Below are 21,939 nucleotides of genomic sequence, written 5' to 3' on the forward strand. Positions count from 1 at the left end.
AAGTCGGGCATCAGCCGGCCGGTCAGCCAGATCAGTTCGATGTTGCGCTGGCTCTCGCGTTCGAGGCGGCGGCTCGACGGAACGCGGTTGAGGTATCCATACACGTAAATCTTCAGCAGAGTCGCTGGATGGTAGGCCGGACGGCCTGTGGCCTCCGGTACCGCGCCCGCGAAGCCGAGCCGGTCCAGATCGAGCTCATCGACGAACACTTCGACAAGGCGAACCGGATTGTCGGCGGTGATGTAGTCGTCCAGGCAGTCGGGCAGGAGCGTGATCTGCTGACGATCCTCGCCTGCGATGAAGCGTTTCATCCCGACCTCCCCAGATCGGGATTTATTCTACCAGATCAGCACGTTTTCACACAGCCTGGGTCAGGAGTTCGCATGCCGACTTGTCAGCTACGCGCCATGAGCGGACTTCGGCGCACTACCCTGAAGCGGACGTCACCTGCAGGTAAGCTACCTTCCGGTGTCGAACCTACTTGGGCCTTCAGAACATCACACGTGAACGTCGGAGCGAGCTTGGGAGCAAGCAATCTATCGCTTCGCGAACCCCACGTCGGCAGCAATGCTATTTAACCGTTCCGGCGCGCGCTCCTTCCGCTCGCGGGTCAGGAGCGTGAACTTCATCAGCTCCTCGCACACGTCCACGACGCGTTCGTAGAGCGGCCCCGGCTTCACACACCGTGATTCCGGCCGAGGTCGGCATGCTGCGCGTTTATGTCAGACGGGCGGACAGAGCCGCATCGCGCGAGCGGCGCTCGTTCTGGCAGCCCGGAACGGGAGCAAAGCCCCTTTACCGGGAACCGATCCTGCGGGCCAAGACCGCAGGCCTGATGAACGCGGTCGCCCACCCGGCTCAGTACGGATTCAGCGACCACGGGCCTATCCGAGAAGACGGTTCGGAGCTTTCCGATCCTCAGCTCACCATCTGCGTCGAGTTGATCGGCCGGCGCGCCCAACTCGAACAATTCTGCCGTCAACAGGGCGATCTGTTGACCGACAAGATCGTCGTCTACAAGCCTCTGGAACAATGGTGCGTCGGGCCTGCCGGGATCACGTAGGCCGATGTCCCTCAGGACGTGGCGGGGTTCGAGCCATGAAGACCCTTCTGGCATCCTGGCAGATCTGGGCACTGCTCTCCGCCGCATTTGCGGCCTTGACGGCGATCTTCGCCAAGATCGGGATCGAGGCGGTCAATTCCGACTTCGCCACGCTGATCCGCACGGTCGTGATCGTTTGCGTCCTCAGCCTGATTCTGCTCGCCACCGGGCAATGGCAGCCGCTCGGGTCGATTTCGCGGAAGACCTACCTGTTCCTCGTCCTCTCGGGACTCGCCACCGGCGGCTCGTGGCTCTGCTACTTCCGCGCCCTGAAGCTCGGCGATGCGGCTCGCGTTGCACCTCTGGACAAGCTCAGCGTCGTGCTGGTCGCGGTGTTCGGCGTCGTGTTCCTGGGCGAGCGATTGGCTGTCCCGAACTGGTTGGGCATCGCCTTGATCGCTGTCGGCGCCGTGCTGGTCGCCTACAGGGCGTGAGGACAAGCCGTCGGGATAGGATGCGTGGGGGCGGTCCGGCGACCGCCCCCTTGTCTCGTCAGCGCGGCGCCTGCGTCTGGACCGGCGCGCCGGTCTCGCCGGGCTTGCCCTCGACGATGACGAGGCTGCGTCGCGCAGCCGCATTTGCGTTCTGCGTCACCTGCCGGATCGGGCCGACGGCGTTGACGATGGCCGCGCCCGCCGGGTTCGTCATGAAGGCGGCCAGCGGCTCCAGCGGCCCGGCGCCCTTCGGATCGGCCGAGAGGGCCAGCACGTAGGGCTTCTTCGGTGTGAGGCCCGTCACCGCCGCCTGCAGGGTCTGCAGCACGCCCTGGTCGAACAGCGTGACCTGCGTGGCCGCCTTGCCGTCCGGCCCGTCCAGCGTCAGCGTGCTCGACTGGCCCGCCGCGCCCAGCGGCTGGAGGTTCGGCGCGCCCCCCTCCGGCACCGCCTCCGGGACGTAGGCCACGCCCTCCGGACCCTGGCCGATCGGGATCGTGGCGATCACCGCGTTGCTGCCGGTGTCGATCTTGCGGTCGGGCGAGAAGCCCATGCCGTGGACGAGGAGCTGGCCGCGATAGAGCAGGCCCAGGTTCGCGGACGTCAGGCATGTCGGCGTGCATCTGCGCCATCGACTACCCCATCATCGCGACGAAGGACGCCGACGGGGCTTCTACGCTCGGTAGCGGCCATGGTTGGGCGCATCATCACCCTGCCGCCGACGAGACAGTTCGCCATCAACGCCGCCGTCACGGAAAATCCCAGTGCTCCGCACATGCGGATTCTTCTCGATCCGGTGTCGCTGGGAGGGATGCCGGAGTACCGACTTTATTCAGCGGCGGGAGCGGAATGTCGTTCACGCCGATGGGATCACCTTTTTTCGTGTGTCCACGGAATAGAGGCGCCCGTTCGGCATCCCTCCCGATGCGGTCATGCTCGACCGCGGGAGACCTCACCCATGCGCAATCTGTTGATCCGCGCCGCCTTCGCGGCTGTCGCCTTCTCCGCCGTGGCCGCCCAGGCCGCTGCGCCCGCCATGACGGGCGAGACCGCCAAGGGGCCGGCGCTCGTCGATGCCCAAGGCATGACCCTCTACACGTTCGACAAGGACATGGGCGGCAAGTCGATGTGCAACGGCCCCTGCGCCGCCAACTGGCCAGCCCTGACGGCCGCTTCCGGCTCGACGGCCAGCGGCGATTGGACGACGGTAACGCGGGACGACGGCACGATGCAGTGGGCCTACAAGGGCAAGCCGCTCTACACCTTCGCCAAGGACGCCAAGCCCGGCGACACCACCGGCGACGGCTTCCTCAATGGAGCGTGGCACATCGCCAAGCCTTGATCGGTGAATGCCTGGATTGGCCCCCTCTGACCAGGAAAAGTCGTTGGACGAGATCGGTGCCCTGATCGAACCGCAGATCCCGGCCCTGCGGCGCTACGCCGTCGCGCTGCTGCGAGACCGCGAGGCGGCGGACGACCTCGTCCAAGACACCCTGGAGCGAGCGTTGTCCGCATGGTCCGGGCGCCGCCGCGACGGCGACCTCCGGGCATGGCTGTTTACGATTGAGCGCAACCTGTTCCTCGGCGCCGTCCGGCGCCGGGGCCGGCGCGGCGTCAATCTCGGCGCCGATGCCTTGGAGCAGGTGCCCGATCCGGGCGCAGACCCGGAGGCCGCTTTGGGGGCCCGCGACGTGCTCGTCGGGCTCGACGCACTACCCGAGGAACAACGCTCGGTGCTGCTTCTCGTGGCGGTGGAGGATCTGTCCTATGCCGAGGCCGCGCAGGTGCTCGGCGTGCCGCTCGGCACGGTGATGTCGCGATTGAGCCGGGCGCGGACGCGGATGCGAAATTTTCTGGAAACCGGCCGGACAGGCCTCCTGAGGAGGGTGAAATGAGCGGGGACCCACGCCCGGTCGGCGAGGACGACCTGCACAGTCTGATCGACGGTCGTCTCGAACCGGAGCGGCAGGCGCTGGTCGAGGCATGGCTCGCAGAAAACCCGGCGCGCGCGGCCGAGGTCTCGGCAGATAGAGTCATGCGTGAGCGCCTGCGCGCCCGCCTCGCGCCGATCGCCGAGGAGGCTATCCCGGCACGGCTCCGGGTGGCCAACATCCGCTCGCGATATCGGTACGCTGGCGCACGATGGTTTCCCATGGCGGCTGCAGCCGTGCTCTGCCTCGCGGTCGGCGGTGCCGGCGGTTGGGTCGGCCATTCCTTGCGCGGTGTGCCCACGACAGCGATGGCAGCGGAGGCACCGGCGACACAGGATGCGGTCGCGGCTTTCCGCACCTTCGTCGTCGAGGCTGTGCATCCGGTGGAGGTGCGTGCCGACGATAAGTCCCATCTCGTGGCCTGGCTCTCGAAGCGTCTCGGTCACAGGGTTGCCGCCCCCGACCTCGCGGCGCAGGGGTTCCGCCTGATGGGCGGGCGCTTGTTGCCGGCGGGCGCTGAGCCCGCGGCGATGCTGATGTACGACGACGACCGCGGAACCCGGCTGACGCTCTACAGCCGCGTCGGTGACGGCGACGGGCGCACGCTCTTCCGCTTCGCCCGCGAGGGCGACGTCGCCGCCTTCTCGTGGGTCGATGGCGGCATGTCCTACGTCGTCACCGGCCGCACCGACGAGGCGCGGCTATTGACGGTCGCTCAGGCCATCGATGCGCAGGTGCGTGGCCTCGCGCCGGAACGGCGCTAGGATCGGAACGAAGCGGGGAGACAGGATGACGACCGCCGTTCGACCAAACCTAGCCCGGAGTTTGGCCATTGTGCTCTTCAGCGTTCTCGCGGGGCTCGGGGTACCGAAATCGGTCATCGCCGAGCCGGCCCCGACCTACCTTGCGCTCGGGGACTCGCTCGCCTACGGCCTCCAGATCGGCAAGCTGAAGGGGCAGATCGCCGAAGGCGCAGTGAGGCCCGAGAGCTTCGATACGGGCTACGTCGACGTCCTTGCCGCCGATCTCAAGCGATCCGCGCCGGGCCTGACGGTGGTCAACCTCGGCTGCCCCGGCGAATCGACGACCTCCTTCATTGCCGGACCCTGCGGCTTCGCCACCACCGGGAAGCCCTTCGGCACCGCGCCGCTGCCCCTGCATGTGCCCTACCAGGGCGCGCAGCTTGCCGCGGCGACCGCGTATCTTGCCGCCCATCCCGGAACCGTCGGCACGATCACTCTCGACATCGGCATCAACGACCTACGCGCCGTCCAAACGGCCTGCGCCGATCAGGGCGCCGACTGCATCGCGACCCGCTGGCCGACGGCGCTCAAGGGAGCCGAGGCCAACCTCAAGCTGATCCTCGGGCAGTTGCGGGAGGCGGCACCCAGAGCGCACATCCTCGTCGGCACCTATTACAACTGGCTCGCCGCAGTAGATCAAGGCGGCGACCGCTTCGTCGAGGATCTCAATCGGGTGATCGTGGCCGCTGCAGCCGATGCTGGCGCCCGCACGATCTTGGTGTTTCCCGCGTTCAATCGCACCGGCGATCCCGTCGCCCGGCTCTGCGCGCTGACGCTGTTCTGCACGCCGGGCCGCGACCTGCACCCCTCGGATGCCGGCTATCGCACCATCGGCGAGCTGTTCGCTGCGGCCGCCCGGCAACCATGACCCTCGACCAGCTTCGCATCTTCGTGGCGGTGGCCGAGCGGCAGCACGTGACCCGGGCCGCCGAGGCACTGAACCTCGTGCAGTCGGCGGTCAGCGCGGCGATCGCCAATATCGAGGGGCGGCACGCCACCAAGCTGTTCCATCGGGTCGGCCGCGGGATTGAGTTGACCGAGGCGGGGCGCGTATTCCTCACCGAGGCCCGCGCCGTGCTGGCCCGGGCTGAGGTCGCCGAACTGGTGCTCGCCGACCTCAGCGGCCTGCGGCGCGGGACGCTGGCGCTCTACGCCAGCCAGACCATCGCCAGCGACTGGCTGCCGCGCCACCTCGTCGCCTTCCGCCGCGCCTACCCTGAGATCGCCATCCGTCTGGCGGTGGGCAACACCACCGACGCCGCCGACGCGGTGCGGGCTGGAACGGCCGAACTTGGCTTCGTCGAGGGGGCGCTCGACGACCCGACGCTCGCGAGCACCACCATCGCGCGGGATCAGCTTGTCCTCGTGGTCGCCCCCGGCCATCCCTTCGCCGGAGCGACCGACCTCGAACCCGAAGACCTTGTCAGCGCCGATTGGGTGCTGCGCGAGGCGGGATCGGGAACCCGCTCGGCCTTCGAGGCTGCGCTCACGGAGGCCGGCCTCGCCCCGGCCCAACTCCAGATCTTGCTCGAACTACCCTCGAACGAGGCGGTCCGCGCCGCCGTCGAGGCCGGGGGCGGGGCCGCCGTTTTGTCCGAGACCGTGGTGGCCGCAGCACTCCGGGCCGGGACCCTGGTGCGGGCAGCGTTCGACTTGCCAAGCCGGCCGTTCCGGGTGCTGCGCCACAAGGAGCGCTACCGCAGCCGGGCCGCCGACGTGTTGCTCGACCTGACCACGAAGGCGGATGTCGGATGAGCGAGCCCGCGAAACCGGTGCCCCCCGACGATCCCCGGGTGAGGCTCGCCGAGGACCGCACGGTGCTCGCGGCCGAGCGCACCTTCGTGGCGTGGCTTCGCACCGGCCTCGCGTTCCTCGGCGTCGGCCTCGCCGCGCAGCGCTTTCTGCGGGAGGTGCTCGCGGTCTGGCCGTTGAAGGTGCTGTCGCTGACGCTGATCGCCTGTGCGCTCGCCTCGTTCGCGGGCGCGGCTTGGCGGGACCGGGCGATCCGGACGCGTCTCGCCCATGCCGAGATCCCGATGATGCCGCGCCTCCTCACAGTCGGGATTGCAGCCCTATTGATTGCAATCTCAAGCCTCGCGGCCACCGCGCTGCTCTGGGTGTGAGGCTTAGGCCACCGTCACACGCACCCGGTGCCATGCGGCGCTGAGGTAGCCCTTGTAGTTCCAGGTGTCGTCGGGCGCGGCCGGCTGGGTCTGGCCGGCGGAATCCCAGGCCCGCACCGCGAGTTCATGCTCGCCGGTCGTCAACTCGCGCTCGATTTCCCAGAACGTCCAGGCGTAGGGCGCGTCGGTGTCGCGCTCGATCCGGGCCTGCGCCCAGTTGTGGCCGCCATCCGTCGAGACGTCGACGCGCGCGACCGCGCGGTCGCTGGCGATGGCGTAGCCGCGGATCGCGTGCCGGCCGGCCTTCAACGTCGCGCCGCGGGCGGGCTCGCAGATCGCGCTGTTGAGCGGCATCGCCTCGATGGTGAGGCCGTGGGTGGGGTCCGCGGTTTCGGCCGTCACGTCGGGCGGAAACAGCTTGTAGTCGTCGGTCTGCATCGGGTTGTCAGAGGGCCGGTCCTGCACCGTGATCCGGGCGAGCCATTTCGGACTGCGGATGCCGGCAAATCCCGGCACCACCACGCGCAACGGATGGCCGTGCTCGGGGGCGAGAGGCTCGCCGTTCATCGCGAAGGCAAGCAGCGTCTCGGGGGCCAGCGCCTTGGCCAGCGGGATCGAGGCGCCGAAGCGCGTATCCGTGTCCGCGATTCGGTCGTGGCTCTCGAAGGCGACGTGGCGCTCATCATCCGCATCGATGCCGGCTGCGTGCAGCACGTCGGCGAGCCGCACGCCGGTCCATTCCGCATTACCGATGGCGCCGGGCGCCCACGGGTCGCCGGAGACCGGGGCCACGGCCAGCATGTCGGCCCGGCGGTTGCCGGCGCATTGCATCACCGCCGTGACGGTCACGTGGGCGAAGCGCGTCTTGAGGTCAGCGAGGGAGAGATCGAGCGGCACGGCGACCATCCCGTCGACGGTCAAGCGGTAGCTGTCGGCGTCGAGGTCCGGGATGTCGCCGTGGCTGCGGACGTAGAAGTCGGCCTGATCGGTGAGGAAGGCCGCGCGCAGACGATCGAGCGGTGGCTCGGCGTTGTAGGGCGCCTTGCCGTGGACGATGAGGCGGTCCTTGCCCTGGAACAGGCCGAGCATGGGGTCTTTGTCCTGCGTTCGTGACGTGTCGTCGATGAGAACGCGCCGGGAGCCGGTAAGGCACCCGACGCGCGATCGGTCACGGCTTCATCGTCGAGACCACCGCGTTCTTGGCGCGATCCACCACGGCGACGCTGAGGTCGCGGTTGAGGACGTAGGCGTGGGCGTTGTCGGCGGAGAACGCGATCGCTTGGCGCGGCTCGTTCAGGCCGGTCACAGTGCCGACGACCTTGAGCGTGCCGGTATCGATCACCGAAAGCGAATTGTCCTTGAGGTTGCCCGAATAGACGAAGCGCCCGTCCGGGGTCAGCGCGGCCCCGTAGGGGTCCTTGCCCACCGCCACCTCGGAGGTGACCTTGCGGGCGGCGACATCGACCACGCCGATGGTATTGCGGCCGCTGTTGGCGGCAAACAGCGTCCTGCCGTCCTTGGTGATCGAGATGGCGCGCAGCTTGTCGAACCCGGCGATCTCGCCGGTGATCTTGTTCGTGGCGGTATCGACCAACGTGATCTTGTCGCCGAGGAAGTTCGTCACGAACACGGTCTTGCCGTCCGGAGACAGCTTCACGCCCTGGCGCGGCTGCGAAAAGCCGGGGATCACGGCATCTGCCAGCAGGGTCTTGGTGTCGAACACGGTCAGCGTGCTCGCGGCTTCGTTGTTGACGTAGAGCTTGGTGCCGTCGGCCGAGAGCACCGTGCCGAAGGCCCCGGGGCCGGCGGCGAGAACGCCGGCCTCCTTGCCGGTGGCGGTCTCGTAGATCGTGATCCGGCCGGTGCCGCTGTCGGAGACGTAGAAGCGGGCGCCGTCCGGTGCGAACACGATGTTGCGCGGCGTCACGAAGCCGTCGAGGCGGCGCAGCACCGTGCCCTTGGCGACGTCGTAGACGATGACGGCGCTCTCCTCGCTGTTCGACACCGCGGCGACCGTGCCGGCAGCGTTCAGGGCCAGCGCGTTGTTCTTGATCGCGCCGTCGAAGCCGGCGGCGAATCCAGGTTGGTGCTGGGCGAGGAGCAAGGCGGCTCCCGCAAGGAGGGCACGCAGGCTGGTGCGGATTTGGGTCATGAAGCGTGTCTTTCGAGCATGCGCGCTCGTTCGGCAGCCAGGGGCCGGCCGTGAGGGCGGGTTCGTAGTCGGTTTGCGTAGTGCGGGACTGGTCCGGCGGTACATCGCCTCAAGGAGATGCCAGCGAGGGTGGTCTATTCCCCGAGGCCGGCGAAAAAAGTACGACGGCCTCGGGGTTCAGGGGACTCAGGGTGTGGGCTTCAGCGCCGTGAGGTAATCGACGATGGTCTGCACGTCGGCCTGATCGACCGGCGCCTTGTAGACATGGACCATCTTGTTCACGGTCTCGGTCCACTGGGCCTTCGTGAGCTTGGGCTGGGTCAGCACCATCCCGGCCGAATGGCAGGCGAGGCAGTTGTTGTTGACCGCCTCCGCCCCCGGCCCGTCCGGGAAGATTCGGTCGGAAGTCGGCATCTCGATCGACTGCGAGGTGAATCGCATCGGCTCGGGAGCCGGGGCGGCGAGCGCCACCAGGGGCGACAGTATGAGCGCGGCGATCAAGGCCGCAGGGCGGATGTCAATCATGGCTGTTCTCCTCAAGCGGCCTGGAGAGATACGGTCTCGATGCCGTTCTGCATGAAGCCGGCCCCGTTCCAGACGCGGTCCATCGGTTGCGCGACGCCGTTGGCGTTGGTGCAGCGGACCCTCACCGTGTGGATCCCGGCGGCCAGCGCCGGCAGGCTGCCGTCGAAGCGGCGGAAGCTGTAGGGGCCCTCGTCCGCGCCGAGCTGCGCCGGAATCCACGTCGCTCCGCCGTCTCCGGAGAACTCGACCGTCTTCACCCCGCAATCGCCGCCGAAGGCGATGCCGCGGATGGCCACCGGCGTTCCAGCCGCCACCTTGGCGCCGTCCTGCAGGTTGGTGACGAACGAGCGCGGCACCATCTTGTTGATCGGCACCGTCTTGAAGCCGGTCTGGCCGGGCTTGATGTTGGCGCCCGGCACGTCCGGGATGCGGTAGGCGGTCTTCATCCAGTATTGCTCGTCGGGCTTGTCCAGGACCTCGATGTCGGACAGCATCTTGACCCAGTAGGTCGAGTACCAGCCCGGCACCACGAGGCGGAGCGGGAAGCCGTTGAGAAGCGGCAATTGCTCGCCATTCATCGCGTAGGCGATCATCACCTCACCATTGTTGGCGTGGTCGAGATCGAGCGACTTCTTGAAGTCCGGCGCGTCGTCGACCACCGGCGCGTCGAGGCCGTTGAAGCGCACCTGCACGGCACCGGCCTTCACCCCGGCCTTTGCGAGCACGTCCTTGAGCCGCACGCCGGTCCAGCAGGCATTGCCCATCGAGCCGTTGGCCCATTGCGCGCCGGGCACCCGCGGCTCGAACAGCCCACGCGAATTGCCCGAGCACTGGTTCACCGCGGCGATCTCGAAGCGCGGCAGACCGGCGATGGCGTCGAGGGAGAGGGAGAGCTCCTTCTCGACATGGCCGTGGACCTTCAGCCGAAAGGTACCGGCATCGACTTCGGTCGGGATCGAGGCCCAGTGCCAGCGCACGTAGAAGCGGTCGTTGGGGGTGAACACGCCCTCGTCGAACACCGAGAACGGCGTCTCCAGCAGCGGCGGATGGGTGCGCTGGATGATCATCTCGCCCTTGCCCGGAAAGGCCGTGGTCAGCGCCCGCTCGTCCGGGCCGCCGGGCAGCGGAAGCTTCACCGAGCCCGCGGCCCAAGCCGGCATCGCGGCGGCGAGGCTACCGAGGCCGAGGCCACCCAGGACGAGGCGGCGATTAAACGGTTCGTGCAGATGGCGCATGATGTCTCCCTGGAATCGTTTGTTGAGCCGCGTTGGCCAGTCGCCGAATCTCGGTGTCGACGTCGGTCGACGGCCTTGGCGTCGGTCGGAACGGTCCGGTCTCGCCGCCGGAAACCCGTGTCGTCGATTCGGGGCTTCCCGGCGGAAAGGTGTTCCCCCGTGCAGGAGATGCTGCGACGAGACGATTATTCCATCCAATGATCGTTTGAGATTTCAACGATCTCCCATTGCGATCGTCCGAAGATTTCCGATCTCCGGTCAATGGCGGGCGGCCGGATCAGATTAACGTCAGCCAGGCGGTTCCGACGGCGACGACGGTCAGAGCGACCGTCCAGAACAGAACCCAGCGCATGTGACTGCTGGTTTCACCCTGCCGGGCCTCGTCGGTGGTCTCGATAGTGGGTCGGGTCATGATGGATCTCCCTGCCATTTGGATGGTCGAAGCCTTCACGCACCGCCGGGCGGATGCCCGGCGGCCAAAGGGGGGGCGCTCTCAGCGGCCGATCAGTTCCCGCGCCGGGCCGCCGGTCTCCTGGCCGCGGCCACGGGCGTAGGTCGGGAGCGCCGGGTTCTTGGCGTTGGCACCATCGGTGTCGCCGTAGACCAGAGCAGATGGGTTGGTGAAGGAGCGGGTCTGCGGTGCGCGGAGGCCCTGGGCCTGCGAAAGGCCCGTCATGCCGACAAGAGTGGAGGCGGCAAGGACGACGGCGGCGATCGTACGGGTCATGGTCGATATCCTTCTGGTGGGGTCGTCACGTCTGTTCGTGATGACGAGAAGTTAGCGGCCAAGAGTCGTTCTTAATAACAGTTTGATCAGCTGATTCTAATCGATGTTATCGATGTGACAGCGCCGCGTGCGAGCCGCTTTCTATCGCGGGGGCGCGTGATGCGGGGTCGTGCTAGAGCCGGTGCGTCGACCCTCCGAAGCCCGAGAGCGCCCCGTGTCCGAATCCAGTCTGCTGGCGATCAGCACAGGCTTGAAGCCGCTCTCGCGCCTCCAGCATCCCCGGGACGTGATCCGGCAATTCACGCCCAACTGGTTCACTGTGGTGATGGGCACAGGTGTGGTCGCCTTGGCCCTTGACCGTTTGCCGGCGACGCATGACCTGCTGGCCCCGGTCCCGCTCGGTCTCTGGCTCGCCTCCGTCCTGCTCTTCGTCACCTTCTGCCTGGTCTACGGCGCGCGCTGGATCTTCTTCTTCGACGGGGCCCGGCGGATTTTCGGCCACTCGACGGTGTCGATGTTTTTCGGGGCGATCCCGATGGCGCTGGCGACGCTGCTGAACGGGCTGCTGATCTTCGGTCCACCGTATCTCGGCAGCGAGACCGTCCGCATCGCCCTGCCGCTGTGGTGGATCGACGTGGTGCTCGCCATGATCTGCGCCGTGGCGATTCCCTATCTCATGTTCACCCGCCAGGAGCACCGCATCGACCAGATGACGGCCGTCTGGCTGCTGCCGGTGGTGACCGCCGAGGTCGTCGCCGTTTCCGGCGGCCTGCTCGCCCCGGCTCTGGTCGGCGAGAGCCAGCAGCTTGCCGTCATCGTCACGAGCTTCGTACTCTGGGGCGTCTCGGTCCCGCTGGCGCTGAGTATCCTGGCGATCCTGGTGCTACGCATGGCGCTCCACAACCTGCCGCCGCGGGAGATGGCCGCATCGAGCTGGCTCTCCCTCGGACCGCTCGGAACCGGGGCGCTCGGCCTGCTCGTGCTGGGGCAGGCCGGTGGCCCGATCCTCGCGGCGGGCGGCTTTCCCGCCGCGCCCGAGATCCTCCGGATCACGGGCCTGATCGGCGCGCTGATCCTCTGGGGCTACGGTGCCTGGTGGTTCCTGCTCTCGCTCGCCGTCACAGTGCGCTATCTGCGCGCCGGCGTTCCGTTCAACCTCGGCTGGTGGGGCTACATCTTCCCCCTCGGCGTCTATGCCCTGGCGACCCTCCGGATTGGCGAAGTGACGGAGCTGAGCGGGTTCGCCTGGCTCGGAGCAGGCCTCGTCGGCTTGCTGACGCTGCTCTGGCTGGTCGTGTCCGTGCGCACCCTACGCGGGGCCTATCGCGGCGAGCTCTTCGTCTCGCCCTGCCTCGCCGGGGCCTGAGTTGCCCTCGGCGTATCCGACCGATTCAGGCTAGGCCGAGCACGCGGATCAGGCCGAGGCTGACGGCGCCGAGCGCGAGGAGCGAGGCGACCACCGCCAGGGTCACCCGCGCGCCGGCCTTGGCGACGCTGCGCACGTCGACGCCGAGGCCGAGCGCCGCCATCGAGACCACGGTCAGCACGTTCGCAGTCTCCGCCATCGGCGCGAGCGCAAGCTGCGGGATCATCCCGGCCGAGCGGAGACCTGCGAGCGCCAGGAAGGCGAGGATGAACCACGGCACCAGGCGGTGGATTGCGAGGCTGCCGCGAGTCGGGCGGTCGCCGGCGGTGACGGCGGGGGCAGCCTCGTCGGTCTCCTCGCGCAACCGGCTCGCACCGAGCGAGAGCGCCAGAACAACCGGACCGAGCATCAGCACCCGGACAAGCTTCACCAGGGTTCCGACCTGAACGCTGAGCATCGCGACCGGCCCGGTCGCCGCGAGAACCTGCGGCACGGCGTAGACGGTGAGGCCGGCGAGCACCCCGTACTGCATCGGCGATAGGCCGAGCAGCGGCACCAACAGCGGCAGGCCGAGCACCACCAGCACGCCGAGCACTGCGGTGAAGGCGATGGAGGCGGCGACGTCCTCGCCGTCGGCACCGATCACCGGGGCCGTAGCGGCGATCGCCGAGTTGCCGCAGATCGAGTTGCCGCAGGCGACGAGGATCGCCATGCGCGGATGCAGGCCGAGCGCCCGGCCGATGCCGTAGCTCGACAGGATCGCGACCACGACGACGCCCGCGATGCCGAAGAGCAGGCCTGGACCGGCGGCGAGGATCGTCGCAAGGCTGAGCGACGCGCCGAGCAGCACGACCGCGATCTCCAGAACGGTTTTCGCCCCGAAGGCGATGCCCGGGAAGAATCGCTGCGATGGGGTCCAGGCAGTGCGGATCGCGCTCCCGAGCAGGATCGCCAGCACCAGAGCTTCGAGCCAGGCGCGACCAAACAGACGTGCCTCGGCGGCCTCGAAGCCAACCGCCGCGGCGGTAACCGCCACGCAGAGGCCCAGCCCCGGAAGAATGGCTCGCATGCCGGCCAGGACGCCAAATGAGCGAGGGTAGGGCGATTGGTTTGGCAACGACATGGGAAGCTCCGAGGTGATGCCCGAGAGTTCCACGTCGCTTCCGTTCAATCCAATAGAACGGTAAGATGTGTTTGATCGTTAAATACGATGCGACACGGGAGCGTGCTGAACCGATCTCGACCGAACGTGAGCCATTCATCGATTCGGCCTCAGCACCTCGATGGCAATGCGAAGCGGCATGGCGGTCTTGCGACGCTGCATGGAGCACCTCCGGCTTCACCTTCACACCTAAACCAGGTGTCCGTGAAACCGGCAGCAGGCCAAACAGGCTGAATTTTACGACGTGCTTAAGTCCGCTACCGTGACTTTCTTTACGATTGCGGACAGGCAGAAACCCACCCAACCGGGCCGCCGGCGTCTGCCTCAACAGCCTGGAAGCGGACCTTCCAAGAGTCTGCAATGGGTCAGGAGTTCGCATGCCGTTTGTTCGGCTGTGCTCCACTTCCGGACCTTCTGCGACAACCGCTGGAATGGCCGCTCTTCGCTTGCAAGCGGTCGCTGCGCGGAGTGGTCGAGCCGGGAGGCTACATGATCCTGAGACCGAAGCCGCCCGCGTCCAGGCTCGCCTCCGGAAGGTCGAGAACCAGCTCCACCGCTTCCGGGCTGAGGAGTTTTTGGGACCGCGTCATGCAGGAGATAGCCGAGCTCATCGCCGAGCGCGGCCCCTTCATGCCCGACGAGATCCTGCCGGAGCTCAGAGCCGTGACGCTCCGCGGCGCCACCTTGAACAAGGAGCCGCTTTCCCCCGGCGACCCTCAAGAAGAAGATGGACGTGCGGGTGTCGTTCGAACGCTACTTCGAGCCTCGCGACGTGGGACGCTACGCCCGTCGGGCCGGATGAGGCGCGCGGATGCCCAGCCAGGGAGCCAAGCGCCTCGTGTCGGTCGCCGCTGGACGTTGGGTACCAAGCCGTACTGGCAGTAAGTGGCGAAGCATGCGGCGGTACCGTGATGCTCCTACAATTCGTCGCAGCAAGCGTTGCCGCCCCTCAGGAGTGACGGTCTCGTCGACGGGCTCCGTTCCGCCGTTCCCTGATGGTGCTCGGAGAACCGGACCCCGTCGACTAATGGAGGCGGTTGGAGGCCAGGGCCGCGCGGTCGGCGATCTCGACCTGACCGCGCCGCAGGATCACGAGACCGGCCTCGGCCCATTGTGCCAGGATGCGGCTGACGACCTCGCGGACGCTGCCCACGTCGGCGGCGAGTTGCTGGTGGGTCTTGTGGACGACGCCGTCGGGGCCGGCCTCCGTGAGGAGCCGGCGCGCAAGCCTTTGCTCCAGCGGCGCGAAAGCCACCTCCTCGATCAGCGTGAACATGCTCGCCATGAGCCTGGAATAGTCGTCGAGGACGAAGCTTCGAAACTCCGGGCTCTCCGCCATCAACTGCTGGAACGTCGAGGCCGGGATCGCCGCAAGTTCGGTGCGCTCCTCCGCGATACTCTCGGCAGGGAAGCCCCCGCCGGCCAACAGGCACTGGGTGGTGAGCACGCATGTCCCGCCCGCGCCGACCTTGTAGATCAGCACCTCGCGCCCGCCCTCCGACATCCGGAAGACGCGGGTCCGACCGTCGATGCACATGAGGTAGTTCGCGCAGGCGCCATCGAGTTCGTATGCGACGGCCCCGGCTTCGAGGACGGGGAAGTGCACCGTACCGCGCGCGATCTGCAGATGGGCGGCGGAGAAGCCCTTGATGAGGGGGAAGCGCTCGATCCAGCGCTCGACCTGATGGTTGTCCGGCATATGTGACGTCCGCCTGCCGCCGGCGCGATGCATGACCGCCCCGTCGTTCTTGGAAGTTTCTCCCGCCGTTCCAGGCCGGTGTTACCCGAGGTCACCGGCTCGTTCGGCCTCGCCGACATAACATTTCCCGCGAGATCCCATAAGCCGATCACCGGGACGCAAAACCAAGCCGTCCCAGGGCACCTCGACGCACGAAGACCTACGCCGTCGGCGTCCGAACCCCGTCTGCCCTGCGAGGCGACCTCCCCCCTGAACCCGCCGCCGCCCCCGTTCCTGAGAGAATCGTGAGCGGCTGCCGACTTGCGTGACCCAGGTCACCGACGCCCGGCCGGATAAGGGCTACGGTCTTCTCAATCGGACCTGCGAACGGCAGGCATGACGACAACGGAGGAGCAAACGCCATGGCATCATCGCGCCGGACGACCGCCCTGCTGGCGGGCCTAACCCTGCCCATCCTGATCGCCGCCGGATCGGCGCATGCCGCGGCGGGCGACTCCGACAACCAACGCGCTGAGCGCTGGGGCGAGATCAAGCAACAGATCTTTGGCGACGCCAAGATCCAGTCCGGGGGTAAGGCGGTGAAGATCGACGCCCCTAAGCGGGCGGATGACGCCTCCCTCGTGCCGATCACCCTGACCGTGCCCGACAAGGACAACGTTGCGGAGCTGTCGCTCATCATCGACGACAACCCGACGCCGTACGCCGCCCACGTCGTCTTCGGCCCGGCGGCGGACCCCAGCGAGCTGAAGCTCCGCGTGCGCGTCAACAACTACACCGACGTCCACGCCGTCGCGAAGATGAAGGACGGCACGTTCCAGGAGGCCACGGAGTACGTGAAGGCGTCCGGCGGCTGCTCGGCACCGATGGGCATGAGCGACGAGGAGGCGATGCAGGGCATGGGCGACATGCGCATGAAGTTCGGCGAGAGGCAGCCGGGCAAGCCCGTCCAGGCGACCCTGATGATCCGCCACCCGAACTTCTCGGGCATGCAGATGAACCAGGTGACGCGCGACTACACCCCGGCCCGCTACATCCAGAAGATCACCGTCAGCTACGGCGAAAAGAGCGTCTTCACGATGGACGGAGACATCTCGATCTCGGCGAACCCCGTCATCAACTTCGGCTACCTGCCCGACGGCGCCGGCCCGATGAAGGTCACCGCAACGGACAACCAGGGTGGCCACTGGGAGAAGAGCTTCCCGGTCCGTTCGGCAAGCAACTGATGCGACCCGTGCTCCGCCTTCCCATCGTGACCGCGGCCGCCGTGTTCCTGACCGCCGCAGCGCCCGCCGACTCGCCCGTCGGCGTGCGGGAGCCCGACGGCTACTGGCAGGGGGCGCTGCACGGCTACACGCCGCAGACCCTCGCAGGGGCCACCGTCGTCGATGCCGGCGAAGTCGCCAAGCTGATCCAGGAGCATAAGCCGGTGCTTCTCGACGTCTCAGAGATCGACCGGAAGCCCGCCGGCCTGCCTCCGGGCGGCCTGTGGTTCCCTATCCACCGCAACATCCCAGGAAGCACGTGGCTGCCGGCCTCGGGTGAAGGGGAACTCGACGCGGCCGCCCAGGACGCCCTCAAGGCACGGGTCGCCGATCTCACCGGGGGCGACCTCGAAAGGCCCATCGTCACCTACTGCCACCCCGACTGCTGGGGCAGTTGGAACCTCGGCAAGCGCCTCGTCGCCCTGGGCTACCGGAACGTCCACTGGTTCCCGCAGGGCATAGAGGGCTGGCAGGACGGCCATGACACAGCCGTGTCACGCCCCGACGCGCGATGGGCCGCACGCCCGAAGTCGACCGTCGGCCAATGACGACCATCATCCTCCATCTCGAAGGCTCGCCTCGATGATCCGCCGTACCCTCCTCGCCCTCCTCGCGGCGGCGCCGTTCGGGCTCGCCCCGGCCCAGGCTGCCGACTTCCTCCCGTACACGCCGGAGGCCCTGGCCGCCGCGCAGAAGGCCGGCAAGCCCATCCTGGTCGAGATCAGCGCGCCCTGGTGCCCGATCTGCAAGACGCAGAAGCCCATCCTGGCGAAGCTCGGGGCCGACCCGCGGTTCAAGGATCTGCAGGTGTTCGACGTCGACTTCGACAGCCAGAAGCCGGCTCTCAAGGCGCTCAACGCCCGCATGCAAAGCACGTTGATCGCGTTCAAGGGCGAGAAGGAGGTCGGGCGCTCCATCGGCGAGACCCAGCCCGAGTGGATCGAGGGCCTCGTGGAAAAGGCGCTCTGAGGCGAAACCCATGGTCGCCACCCTCGGCCTCGCCTTCCTCGCCGGCATCCTCTCCGTCCTGTCGCCGTGCGTGCTGCCGCTCCTGCCCTTGGTGCTCGGAGCGGCCGCTTCCGAGCACCGCCTGGGCCCCGCGGCGCTGGCCGCCGGTCTCGCGCTGTCGTTCGTCGTGATCGGCCTGTTCGTCGCCACGGTCGGCTTCGCCATCGGGCTCGACACCGACGTCTTCCGCACTGTCGCCGCGATCCTGCTGGTGCTGGTCGGCCTCGTCCTGATGGTCCCGGCGGTGCAGACGCGGCTGGCGGTGGCCGCCGGCCCGGTGAGCGACTGGACCGAGACCCGGTTCGGCGGCTTCTCGACCGCCGGCCTCCTCGGCCAGTTCGGCGTCGGCCTCCTGCTCGGCGCCGTCTGGAGCCCCTGCGTCGGCCCGACGCTGGGCGCCGCCTCGCTCCTGGCTTCCCAGGGTCGTGATCTCGGCACCGTCGCCTTGACCATGTTCCTTTTCGGCGTCGGCGCGGCGCTTCCGCTCCTGCTTCTCGGCACCCTGTCGCGGGAGGTCCTCATGCGCTGGCGCAACCGCATGATGAGCGCCGGCAAGGGTCTGAAGGCCGCGCTGGGCCTGATCCTGGTGGTGAGCGGAGCCGTGATCCTCTCGGGCTACGACAAGGCCATCGAAACCGCGCTGGTGAACGCTTCGCCGTCCTGGCTCACCGACCTCACCACGCGCCTCTGAGGGCCCGATCACCGATGCGTCTCGTCCAATCCTGTCTCCCTGCCTCGTCCCGATGCCTTGCGGTGCCCAGGCCCGGGACGTGGGAGGTCCCGAACGGATCGCGCTGCGCACCCGCGACGGCGATGCGACAATCAGGGAAGCTTCGATCGTCTTTGCCACGAACGCCGATCAGACCCGCAGATAACTCCAGCCCGCCTCCTGCAGCGTCACCAGCCGGACGGCACCGGCGCGCACCACGCCGACATTGGGCAACAGTTCCAACCGGTGCCCTTCCGCGCGCTCCATGGCAGTGATGGTGTTGCCGCAGGCCGAGAGGACGATGCCCGGGACACTGTCCGTAACGGAGTGAATGCGGGCCTTGGCCGGTGAGGTATCGGCCCGGACCATGTGCAGCCCTGGACCGTAGGCGACGATCTCGATCTCGACCTCTTCGGCGGCCTCGCCGTATTCACGCGCGAGGTTGACGGCGTTGTTGAGGGCGAGATCGAACACGCCGGCATCGTTCGTGCTCACCTGCATCGCGACCCGGTGCGTCTTCACGCCGGTCTCGGCGGCCCTGGCCCGCGTGGCTACCAGCGTGGCCATCAGCGTCGCGATGCCCGACACGCCCCTGCGTGACATCATCATGTTCGATCCTCCCGCCCTCGCGATATCGTTGGCCCCCGACGCCGCGTGAGGGATTATGCTCGAACGGACCTGACGGCGTCATTCCGCGGAGGCTCGGCTCAGGCCGGCACGAATCGGAAGGCGTCGCCGGATCGCTCGACGCGGCCGACACCCGAGCCCGGCAAGTGGAATCCGACGAGCGTCATCCGCTCGTTGGCCAAGCGGTCGAGCAGAGCAAGGCGGGTGCGAATCGCCAGATCGCGGTCGAGGTCGCTTCCGAACGCCCAGCCGGGCCGGCGGAAGGAGATGAGCGCATGGCTGAGGGCGTCGCCACCGATCAGGATCTGCTCACGCCCCGCCTCGACGAGGACCGAGGCGTGCCCCGGCGTGTGCCCAGGCGTCGCCACGTAGGTGAGGCCCGGCGCGACGGTCTCGCCGGGCTTGCGCCGCTCCATCTTGGCTTCCAGGCGCTTGAGCGTGCGCCGGGAGCCGACCGCCAATCCTTTCAGCCAGTCCGGCACCGTCGTCTCGACGTCGTCGCGGGTCCAGAAGTCCCATTCCGCGGCCGGCACGACGTAGCGGGCATTGGGAAACCGCTCGCTGTCGTCGAAATCGTCGATGGCGCCCCAAAGGTGGTCGGGGTGGGCGTGCGTGAACACGACTCGGGTGACCGCCTCGCGCGCGACGCCGGCCGCCTCCAGCGTGTCCACAAGTTTGCCCGCCGTCGGTTGAAAGGAATTGCCGGAACCCGCATCGATCAGGATGACCTCGTCTCCGACGCGCACCACGGACACGTTCGTCGGGATCGGGCTGGCTTCGACGGATTCTCCCGCGGTCTCGAACAGCGCATCGACCTCGGCACGCGGGGCCGCGGGAAGCATGAAGCCGAGGGACGACGACAGCGTGCCATCGCTGACCGTCTCCACCGTGCCCTTGCTAGTGTCCTTGCCGGCCTCGACGGCTTCCGCCGGAGCGGCGGCTGTCCGCCCAGTCGGCCAAGCGGTTGCCAGCAGCGCCGTCATGCCGGCGACGACCGCCCGCCTGTCGCACGTCGAAGCATGCGATCCGGGCCTCACCGCGTTCTGAACCTCGGGCATCGTCGGACCTCCCGGATTGCCGCAGCCTACTGGACCGGCGCCGACGGCTTGGCCGCCTCGGATGCCTTCTCGGGGGTCACGTCGAGAGCGCGGGCGCGACTGGTGATGGCCGCCTCCTTCGGCAGGCAGTCCTTCATGCAGGGCTTGGCGTTCCAGAATTCCTTCTCCGCGGTCTCGCGGTCGTCCATGAAGAAGTTCTTCTCGTTCGGCAGGCGGATGGTGGCTAGGTTCTTCTCGTTCACCTCGAAGTCCTGATCCTTCAGGATGTCGTTGAGATAGAGAAGGTAGGCGGTGACCGAATACGTCTCGTCGGGCGTCAGAGTCTGCGCCGCACCGAAGGGCATCGCCCGATGGATGAAGTCGAACACGGTCGAGACGTAGGGCCAGTACGAGCCGACGGTCTTGACCGGGCTGTCCGACTTGATCGTGCCGGCGCCGCCCGCGAGTTCGGGCCAGCGGCCGGCGCCCTCGCCGAACTCGCCGTGGCAACTGGCGCACCGCTCCTGGAAGATCGTCTCGCCGAGCGCCGCCGTGCCCTTGCCGACGGGCAGGCCCTGGCCGTCGGGGCGCACGTCGATGTCCCAGCCCCTGATCTCGTCGGGCGTCGCGGCGCGCCCGATGTTCAGCCGCTCCGCCGCAGCCGGGGCGACCGCGAGGAAGAGGCCGGCGAGGGCGATGAGGGTGCGGTTAGGCGACCTCGACATTCTCGATCTCCCCGTTGGGCAGCACGTGCCAGGTCTGGATGCCGTTGTTGTGGTAGATCGAGTTGAGACCGCGGTGCTGGCGCAAAGCCGCCTTGGTGGGCTGGACGTAGCCGGTCTCGTCGATGGCGCGCGATTGCAGCAGCAGCGGATCGCCGTTCCAGTCGAACTCGTAGTAGAAGCGCGTCAGCGCCTTATCGAGCACGGGCCCGTCGAGGCGGGCGGCGCGCCAGTTGCGCCCGCCGTCGAGCGAGACGTCCACGCTCCGGATCGCACCGCGGCCGGACCACGCCAGCCCCGAAAGCACCGTGAAGCCCTTGCGGTGCAACGGCGCCTGCGGGCTCGGATCGGTGATGACGGACTTCGCGTCCATGGCCCAGGTGAAGCGGCGGGCCTGCCCGTCCGGCAGGAGGGCGGTGTATTTCGAGGTCTCCTCGCGGGTGTGCCAAGGCTCGTCGCCGACCTTGATCCGGCGCAACCACTTCACCCACATGTTGCCCTGCCAGCCGGGCAGGACGAGGCGCAAGGGATAGCCGTGCTCGGGGTAGAGCGCCTCGCCGTTCATGGCGTAGGCGACGATGGCGTCGTCGAGCGCCTTCTCGATCGGCACCGAGCGGGTCATCGCCGAGGCGTCGGCGCCTTCCGGCAGCAGCCACTTGGCATTGGTCTTGAGGCCCGCCTCCTCCAGCAGGCGCTTGAGCGGCACACCGGTGTACATCACGCAGTGGATCATGCCGTGGGTGAACTGGCAGCCGTTGAGCTGGGCGCCCTTCCACTCCATGCCGGAATTGGCCGCGCATTCGAGGAAGGCGATGCGGTTGACGCGGGGGAAGCGCTTCACGTCCTCCAAGGTCAGCACCAGCGGCTTCTCGACGAGGCCGTGGATCATCAGCCGATGCTCGGCCGGGTCGATCTCGGCGATGCCGCCGTGATGGCGCTCGAAGCCGAGGCCGTTCGGGGTGATGATGCCCTCAAGCCGGTGCAGCGGCGTGAAGCTGACCGAACTCTGCCGCGAGGCGGTCAGCCACTCGACATCGCGGCGGACCACGTCCGCCTCGAACTTCGAGGGGCGGCCGTAGGGGCGGCTGACGACGCCGTCGCCGAGGGATTGCGACCACTCCGGCACGTTCGGCGGAAGGTTCTTGGCATCCGGCGTCTCGGCGGCGGCCCGGCCGGTGAAGGCGCCGGCTCCGACCGCGCCGCCCAGCGCCAGCCCGCTGCGCAGGAAAGATCTCCGGGAGGTCGGCCTCGACGCATCGGGGCGTTGCTTCGGTTCAGACATGGGTCTCTCCGAACTGTTTCATGTATTCTGATG

The 21,939-nt window shown here is 67.9% G+C and carries 27 protein-coding genes and 2 pseudogenes; 13 read left to right on the forward strand and 16 right to left on the reverse strand.

Translation table 11 applies throughout. From position 1 onward, the window contains the following. Positions 1 to 311 (reverse strand): transposase (locus BM140_RS10335; protein WP_131803785.1); only part of this gene is annotated, 311 nt, incomplete at its 3' end. Between the two features lie 225 nt (positions 312 to 536). After that, positions 537 to 680 (reverse strand): annotated as a pseudogene (locus BM140_RS26250) (arsenical resistance protein ArsH); the annotation flags it as partial. Positions 681 to 706: 26 nt separating this feature from the next. Here BM140_RS26250 and BM140_RS10340 point away from each other — a divergent pair. After that, positions 707 to 1,063 (forward strand): DUF190 domain-containing protein, encoded by a 357-nt coding sequence (locus BM140_RS10340; protein WP_091945181.1) that lies wholly within the window; start codon positions 707 to 709, stop codon positions 1,061 to 1,063. Positions 1,064 to 1,098: 35 nt separating this feature from the next. Continuing rightward, the gene (locus BM140_RS10345; RefSeq protein ID WP_091945186.1) at positions 1,099 to 1,536 is read left to right on the forward strand and encodes an EamA family transporter; all 438 of its coding nucleotides are present in this window, start codon (positions 1,099 to 1,101) and stop codon (positions 1,534 to 1,536) included. 58 nt (positions 1,537 to 1,594) lie between these two features. Here the strand turns inward: BM140_RS10345 and BM140_RS10350 are convergent. Next, positions 1,595 to 2,065: pseudogene (locus tag BM140_RS10350) on the reverse strand (hypothetical protein); the annotation flags it as partial. A 429-nt stretch (positions 2,066 to 2,494) separates the two neighbouring features. Between BM140_RS10350 and BM140_RS10360 the strand changes: the two are divergent. The 6 genes from BM140_RS10360 to BM140_RS10385 are packed head-to-tail and all read left to right on the forward strand — an operon-like array spanning position 2,495 to position 6,393. Beyond that, positions 2,495 to 2,878 (forward strand): COG4315 family predicted lipoprotein, encoded by a 384-nt coding sequence (locus BM140_RS10360; protein WP_091945191.1) that lies wholly within the window; start codon positions 2,495 to 2,497, stop codon positions 2,876 to 2,878. 43 nt (positions 2,879 to 2,921) lie between these two features. Beyond that, positions 2,922 to 3,431 (forward strand): RNA polymerase sigma factor, encoded by a 510-nt coding sequence (locus tag BM140_RS10365; RefSeq protein WP_091945195.1) that lies wholly within the window; start codon positions 2,922 to 2,924, stop codon positions 3,429 to 3,431. Next, the gene (locus BM140_RS10370; protein WP_091945198.1) at positions 3,428 to 4,231 is read left to right on the forward strand and encodes an anti-sigma factor family protein; all 804 of its coding nucleotides are present in this window, start codon (positions 3,428 to 3,430) and stop codon (positions 4,229 to 4,231) included. The genes BM140_RS10365 and BM140_RS10370 overlap by 4 nt, the downstream gene beginning before the upstream one ends. A 25-nt stretch (positions 4,232 to 4,256) precedes the next feature. After that, positions 4,257 to 5,138 (forward strand): SGNH/GDSL hydrolase family protein, encoded by an 882-nt coding sequence (locus BM140_RS10375; protein WP_165616436.1) that lies wholly within the window; start codon positions 4,257 to 4,259, stop codon positions 5,136 to 5,138. Next, positions 5,135 to 6,025 carry a LysR family transcriptional regulator gene (locus BM140_RS10380; protein ID WP_091945205.1) on the forward strand — a complete coding sequence of 297 codons (891 nt, stop codon included), beginning with the start codon at positions 5,135 to 5,137 and terminating at the stop codon, positions 6,023 to 6,025. The genes BM140_RS10375 and BM140_RS10380 overlap by 4 nt, the downstream gene beginning before the upstream one ends. Then, the gene (locus BM140_RS10385) at positions 6,022 to 6,393 is read left to right on the forward strand and encodes a YidH family protein (RefSeq protein ID WP_091945209.1); all 372 of its coding nucleotides are present in this window, start codon (positions 6,022 to 6,024) and stop codon (positions 6,391 to 6,393) included. The genes BM140_RS10380 and BM140_RS10385 overlap by 4 nt, the downstream gene beginning before the upstream one ends. A 3-nt stretch (positions 6,394 to 6,396) precedes the next feature. On the opposite strand, the gene BM140_RS10390 is transcribed toward BM140_RS10385, so the two are convergent. The 6 genes from BM140_RS10390 to BM140_RS10410 all read right to left on the reverse strand — a co-directional run bounded on the left by BM140_RS10390 (position 6,397) and on the right by BM140_RS10410 (position 11,032). Next, positions 6,397 to 7,482 carry a molybdopterin-dependent oxidoreductase gene (locus tag BM140_RS10390; protein ID WP_091945212.1) on the reverse strand — a complete coding sequence of 362 codons (1,086 nt, stop codon included), beginning with the start codon at positions 7,480 to 7,482 and terminating at the stop codon, positions 6,397 to 6,399. Positions 7,483 to 7,561: 79 nt separating this feature from the next. Further along, positions 7,562 to 8,545 carry a beta-propeller fold lactonase family protein gene (locus BM140_RS10395; protein WP_091945216.1) on the reverse strand — a complete coding sequence of 328 codons (984 nt, stop codon included), beginning with the start codon at positions 8,543 to 8,545 and terminating at the stop codon, positions 7,562 to 7,564. Between the two features lie 186 nt (positions 8,546 to 8,731). Next, complete coding sequence (locus BM140_RS10400; protein WP_091945219.1) at positions 8,732 to 9,070, reverse strand: c-type cytochrome; 339 nt, start codon at positions 9,068 to 9,070, stop codon at positions 8,732 to 8,734. 11 nt (positions 9,071 to 9,081) lie between these two features. Then, on the reverse strand, positions 9,082 to 10,305 hold the full coding sequence (locus BM140_RS10405; RefSeq protein ID WP_091945222.1) for a molybdopterin-dependent oxidoreductase: 1,224 nt from the start codon (positions 10,303 to 10,305) through the stop codon (positions 9,082 to 9,084). 277 nt (positions 10,306 to 10,582) lie between these two features. Further along, entirely contained in the window at positions 10,583 to 10,717 is a 135-nt protein-coding gene (locus BM140_RS26570) for a hypothetical protein (protein WP_280142586.1), read from the reverse strand. Between the two features lie 81 nt (positions 10,718 to 10,798). Further along, positions 10,799 to 11,032 (reverse strand): hypothetical protein, encoded by a 234-nt coding sequence (locus tag BM140_RS10410; RefSeq protein WP_091945225.1) that lies wholly within the window; start codon positions 11,030 to 11,032, stop codon positions 10,799 to 10,801. 214 nt (positions 11,033 to 11,246) lie between these two features. Here BM140_RS10410 and BM140_RS10415 point away from each other — a divergent pair, with 214 nt between their 5' ends. Next, positions 11,247 to 12,398, forward strand: a complete 1,152-nt coding sequence (locus BM140_RS10415) for a TDT family transporter (protein WP_091945228.1) — start codon at positions 11,247 to 11,249, stop codon at positions 12,396 to 12,398. Positions 12,399 to 12,423: 25 nt separating this feature from the next. Here BM140_RS10415 and BM140_RS10420 read toward each other — a convergent pair whose 3' ends face one another. The 3 genes from BM140_RS10420 to BM140_RS10430 form a co-directional block, all read right to left on the reverse strand. After that, positions 12,424 to 13,467, reverse strand: a complete 1,044-nt coding sequence (locus BM140_RS10420) for a YeiH family protein (protein ID WP_244535381.1) — start codon at positions 13,465 to 13,467, stop codon at positions 12,424 to 12,426. Between the two features lie 578 nt (positions 13,468 to 14,045). Beyond that, positions 14,046 to 14,252 carry a hypothetical protein gene (locus BM140_RS26085; protein WP_207549447.1) on the reverse strand — a complete coding sequence of 69 codons (207 nt, stop codon included), beginning with the start codon at positions 14,250 to 14,252 and terminating at the stop codon, positions 14,046 to 14,048. Positions 14,253 to 14,584: 332 nt separating this feature from the next. Beyond that, positions 14,585 to 15,259, reverse strand: coding sequence for a Crp/Fnr family transcriptional regulator (locus tag BM140_RS10430; RefSeq protein WP_091945232.1), 675 nt, complete (start codon positions 15,257 to 15,259; stop codon positions 14,585 to 14,587). A 401-nt stretch (positions 15,260 to 15,660) separates the two neighbouring features. Between BM140_RS10430 and BM140_RS10435 the strand changes: the two genes are divergently transcribed. The 4 genes from BM140_RS10435 to BM140_RS10450 are packed head-to-tail and all read left to right on the forward strand — an operon-like array spanning position 15,661 to position 18,220. After that, on the forward strand, positions 15,661 to 16,482 hold the full coding sequence (locus BM140_RS10435; protein ID WP_091945235.1) for a quinoprotein dehydrogenase-associated SoxYZ-like carrier: 822 nt from the start codon (positions 15,661 to 15,663) through the stop codon (positions 16,480 to 16,482). After that, complete coding sequence (locus BM140_RS10440) at positions 16,482 to 17,069, forward strand: rhodanese-like domain-containing protein (RefSeq protein ID WP_091945237.1); 588 nt, start codon at positions 16,482 to 16,484, stop codon at positions 17,067 to 17,069. Before BM140_RS10435 ends, BM140_RS10440 begins: the two co-directional genes overlap by 1 nt. 34 nt (positions 17,070 to 17,103) lie before the next feature. After that, complete coding sequence (locus tag BM140_RS10445; RefSeq protein ID WP_091945240.1) at positions 17,104 to 17,490, forward strand: thioredoxin family protein; 387 nt, start codon at positions 17,104 to 17,106, stop codon at positions 17,488 to 17,490. A gap of 10 nt (positions 17,491 to 17,500) precedes the next feature. Next, the gene (locus BM140_RS10450; protein ID WP_091945243.1) at positions 17,501 to 18,220 is read left to right on the forward strand and encodes a cytochrome c biogenesis CcdA family protein; all 720 of its coding nucleotides are present in this window, start codon (positions 17,501 to 17,503) and stop codon (positions 18,218 to 18,220) included. 168 nt (positions 18,221 to 18,388) lie between these two features. Here the strand turns inward: BM140_RS10450 and BM140_RS10455 are convergent, their stop codons facing one another. The 4 genes from BM140_RS10455 to soxC all read right to left on the reverse strand — a co-directional run bounded on the left by BM140_RS10455 (position 18,389) and on the right by soxC (position 21,906). Further along, positions 18,389 to 18,847, reverse strand: coding sequence for a DsrE family protein (locus BM140_RS10455; RefSeq protein WP_091945246.1), 459 nt, complete (start codon positions 18,845 to 18,847; stop codon positions 18,389 to 18,391). 98 nt (positions 18,848 to 18,945) lie between these two features. Then, positions 18,946 to 19,848 carry an MBL fold metallo-hydrolase gene (locus tag BM140_RS10460; protein ID WP_244535382.1) on the reverse strand — a complete coding sequence of 301 codons (903 nt, stop codon included), beginning with the start codon at positions 19,846 to 19,848 and terminating at the stop codon, positions 18,946 to 18,948. A 101-nt stretch (positions 19,849 to 19,949) separates the two neighbouring features. Further along, a complete protein-coding gene (locus tag BM140_RS10465; protein ID WP_091945252.1) occupies positions 19,950 to 20,627 on the reverse strand; it encodes a c-type cytochrome in 678 nt (225 codons plus the stop codon). Next, positions 20,611 to 21,906: a sulfite dehydrogenase gene (soxC, locus tag BM140_RS10470; RefSeq protein ID WP_091945255.1), complete on the reverse strand. Its 1,296-nt coding sequence runs from the start codon at positions 21,904 to 21,906 to the stop codon at positions 20,611 to 20,613. Before soxC ends, BM140_RS10465 begins: the two co-directional genes overlap by 17 nt. Positions 21,907 to 21,939 lie beyond the last annotated feature (33 nt).

Source organism: Methylorubrum salsuginis, assembly GCF_900114375.1.
GTDB lineage: Bacteria > Pseudomonadota > Alphaproteobacteria > Rhizobiales > Beijerinckiaceae > Methylobacterium > Methylobacterium salsuginis.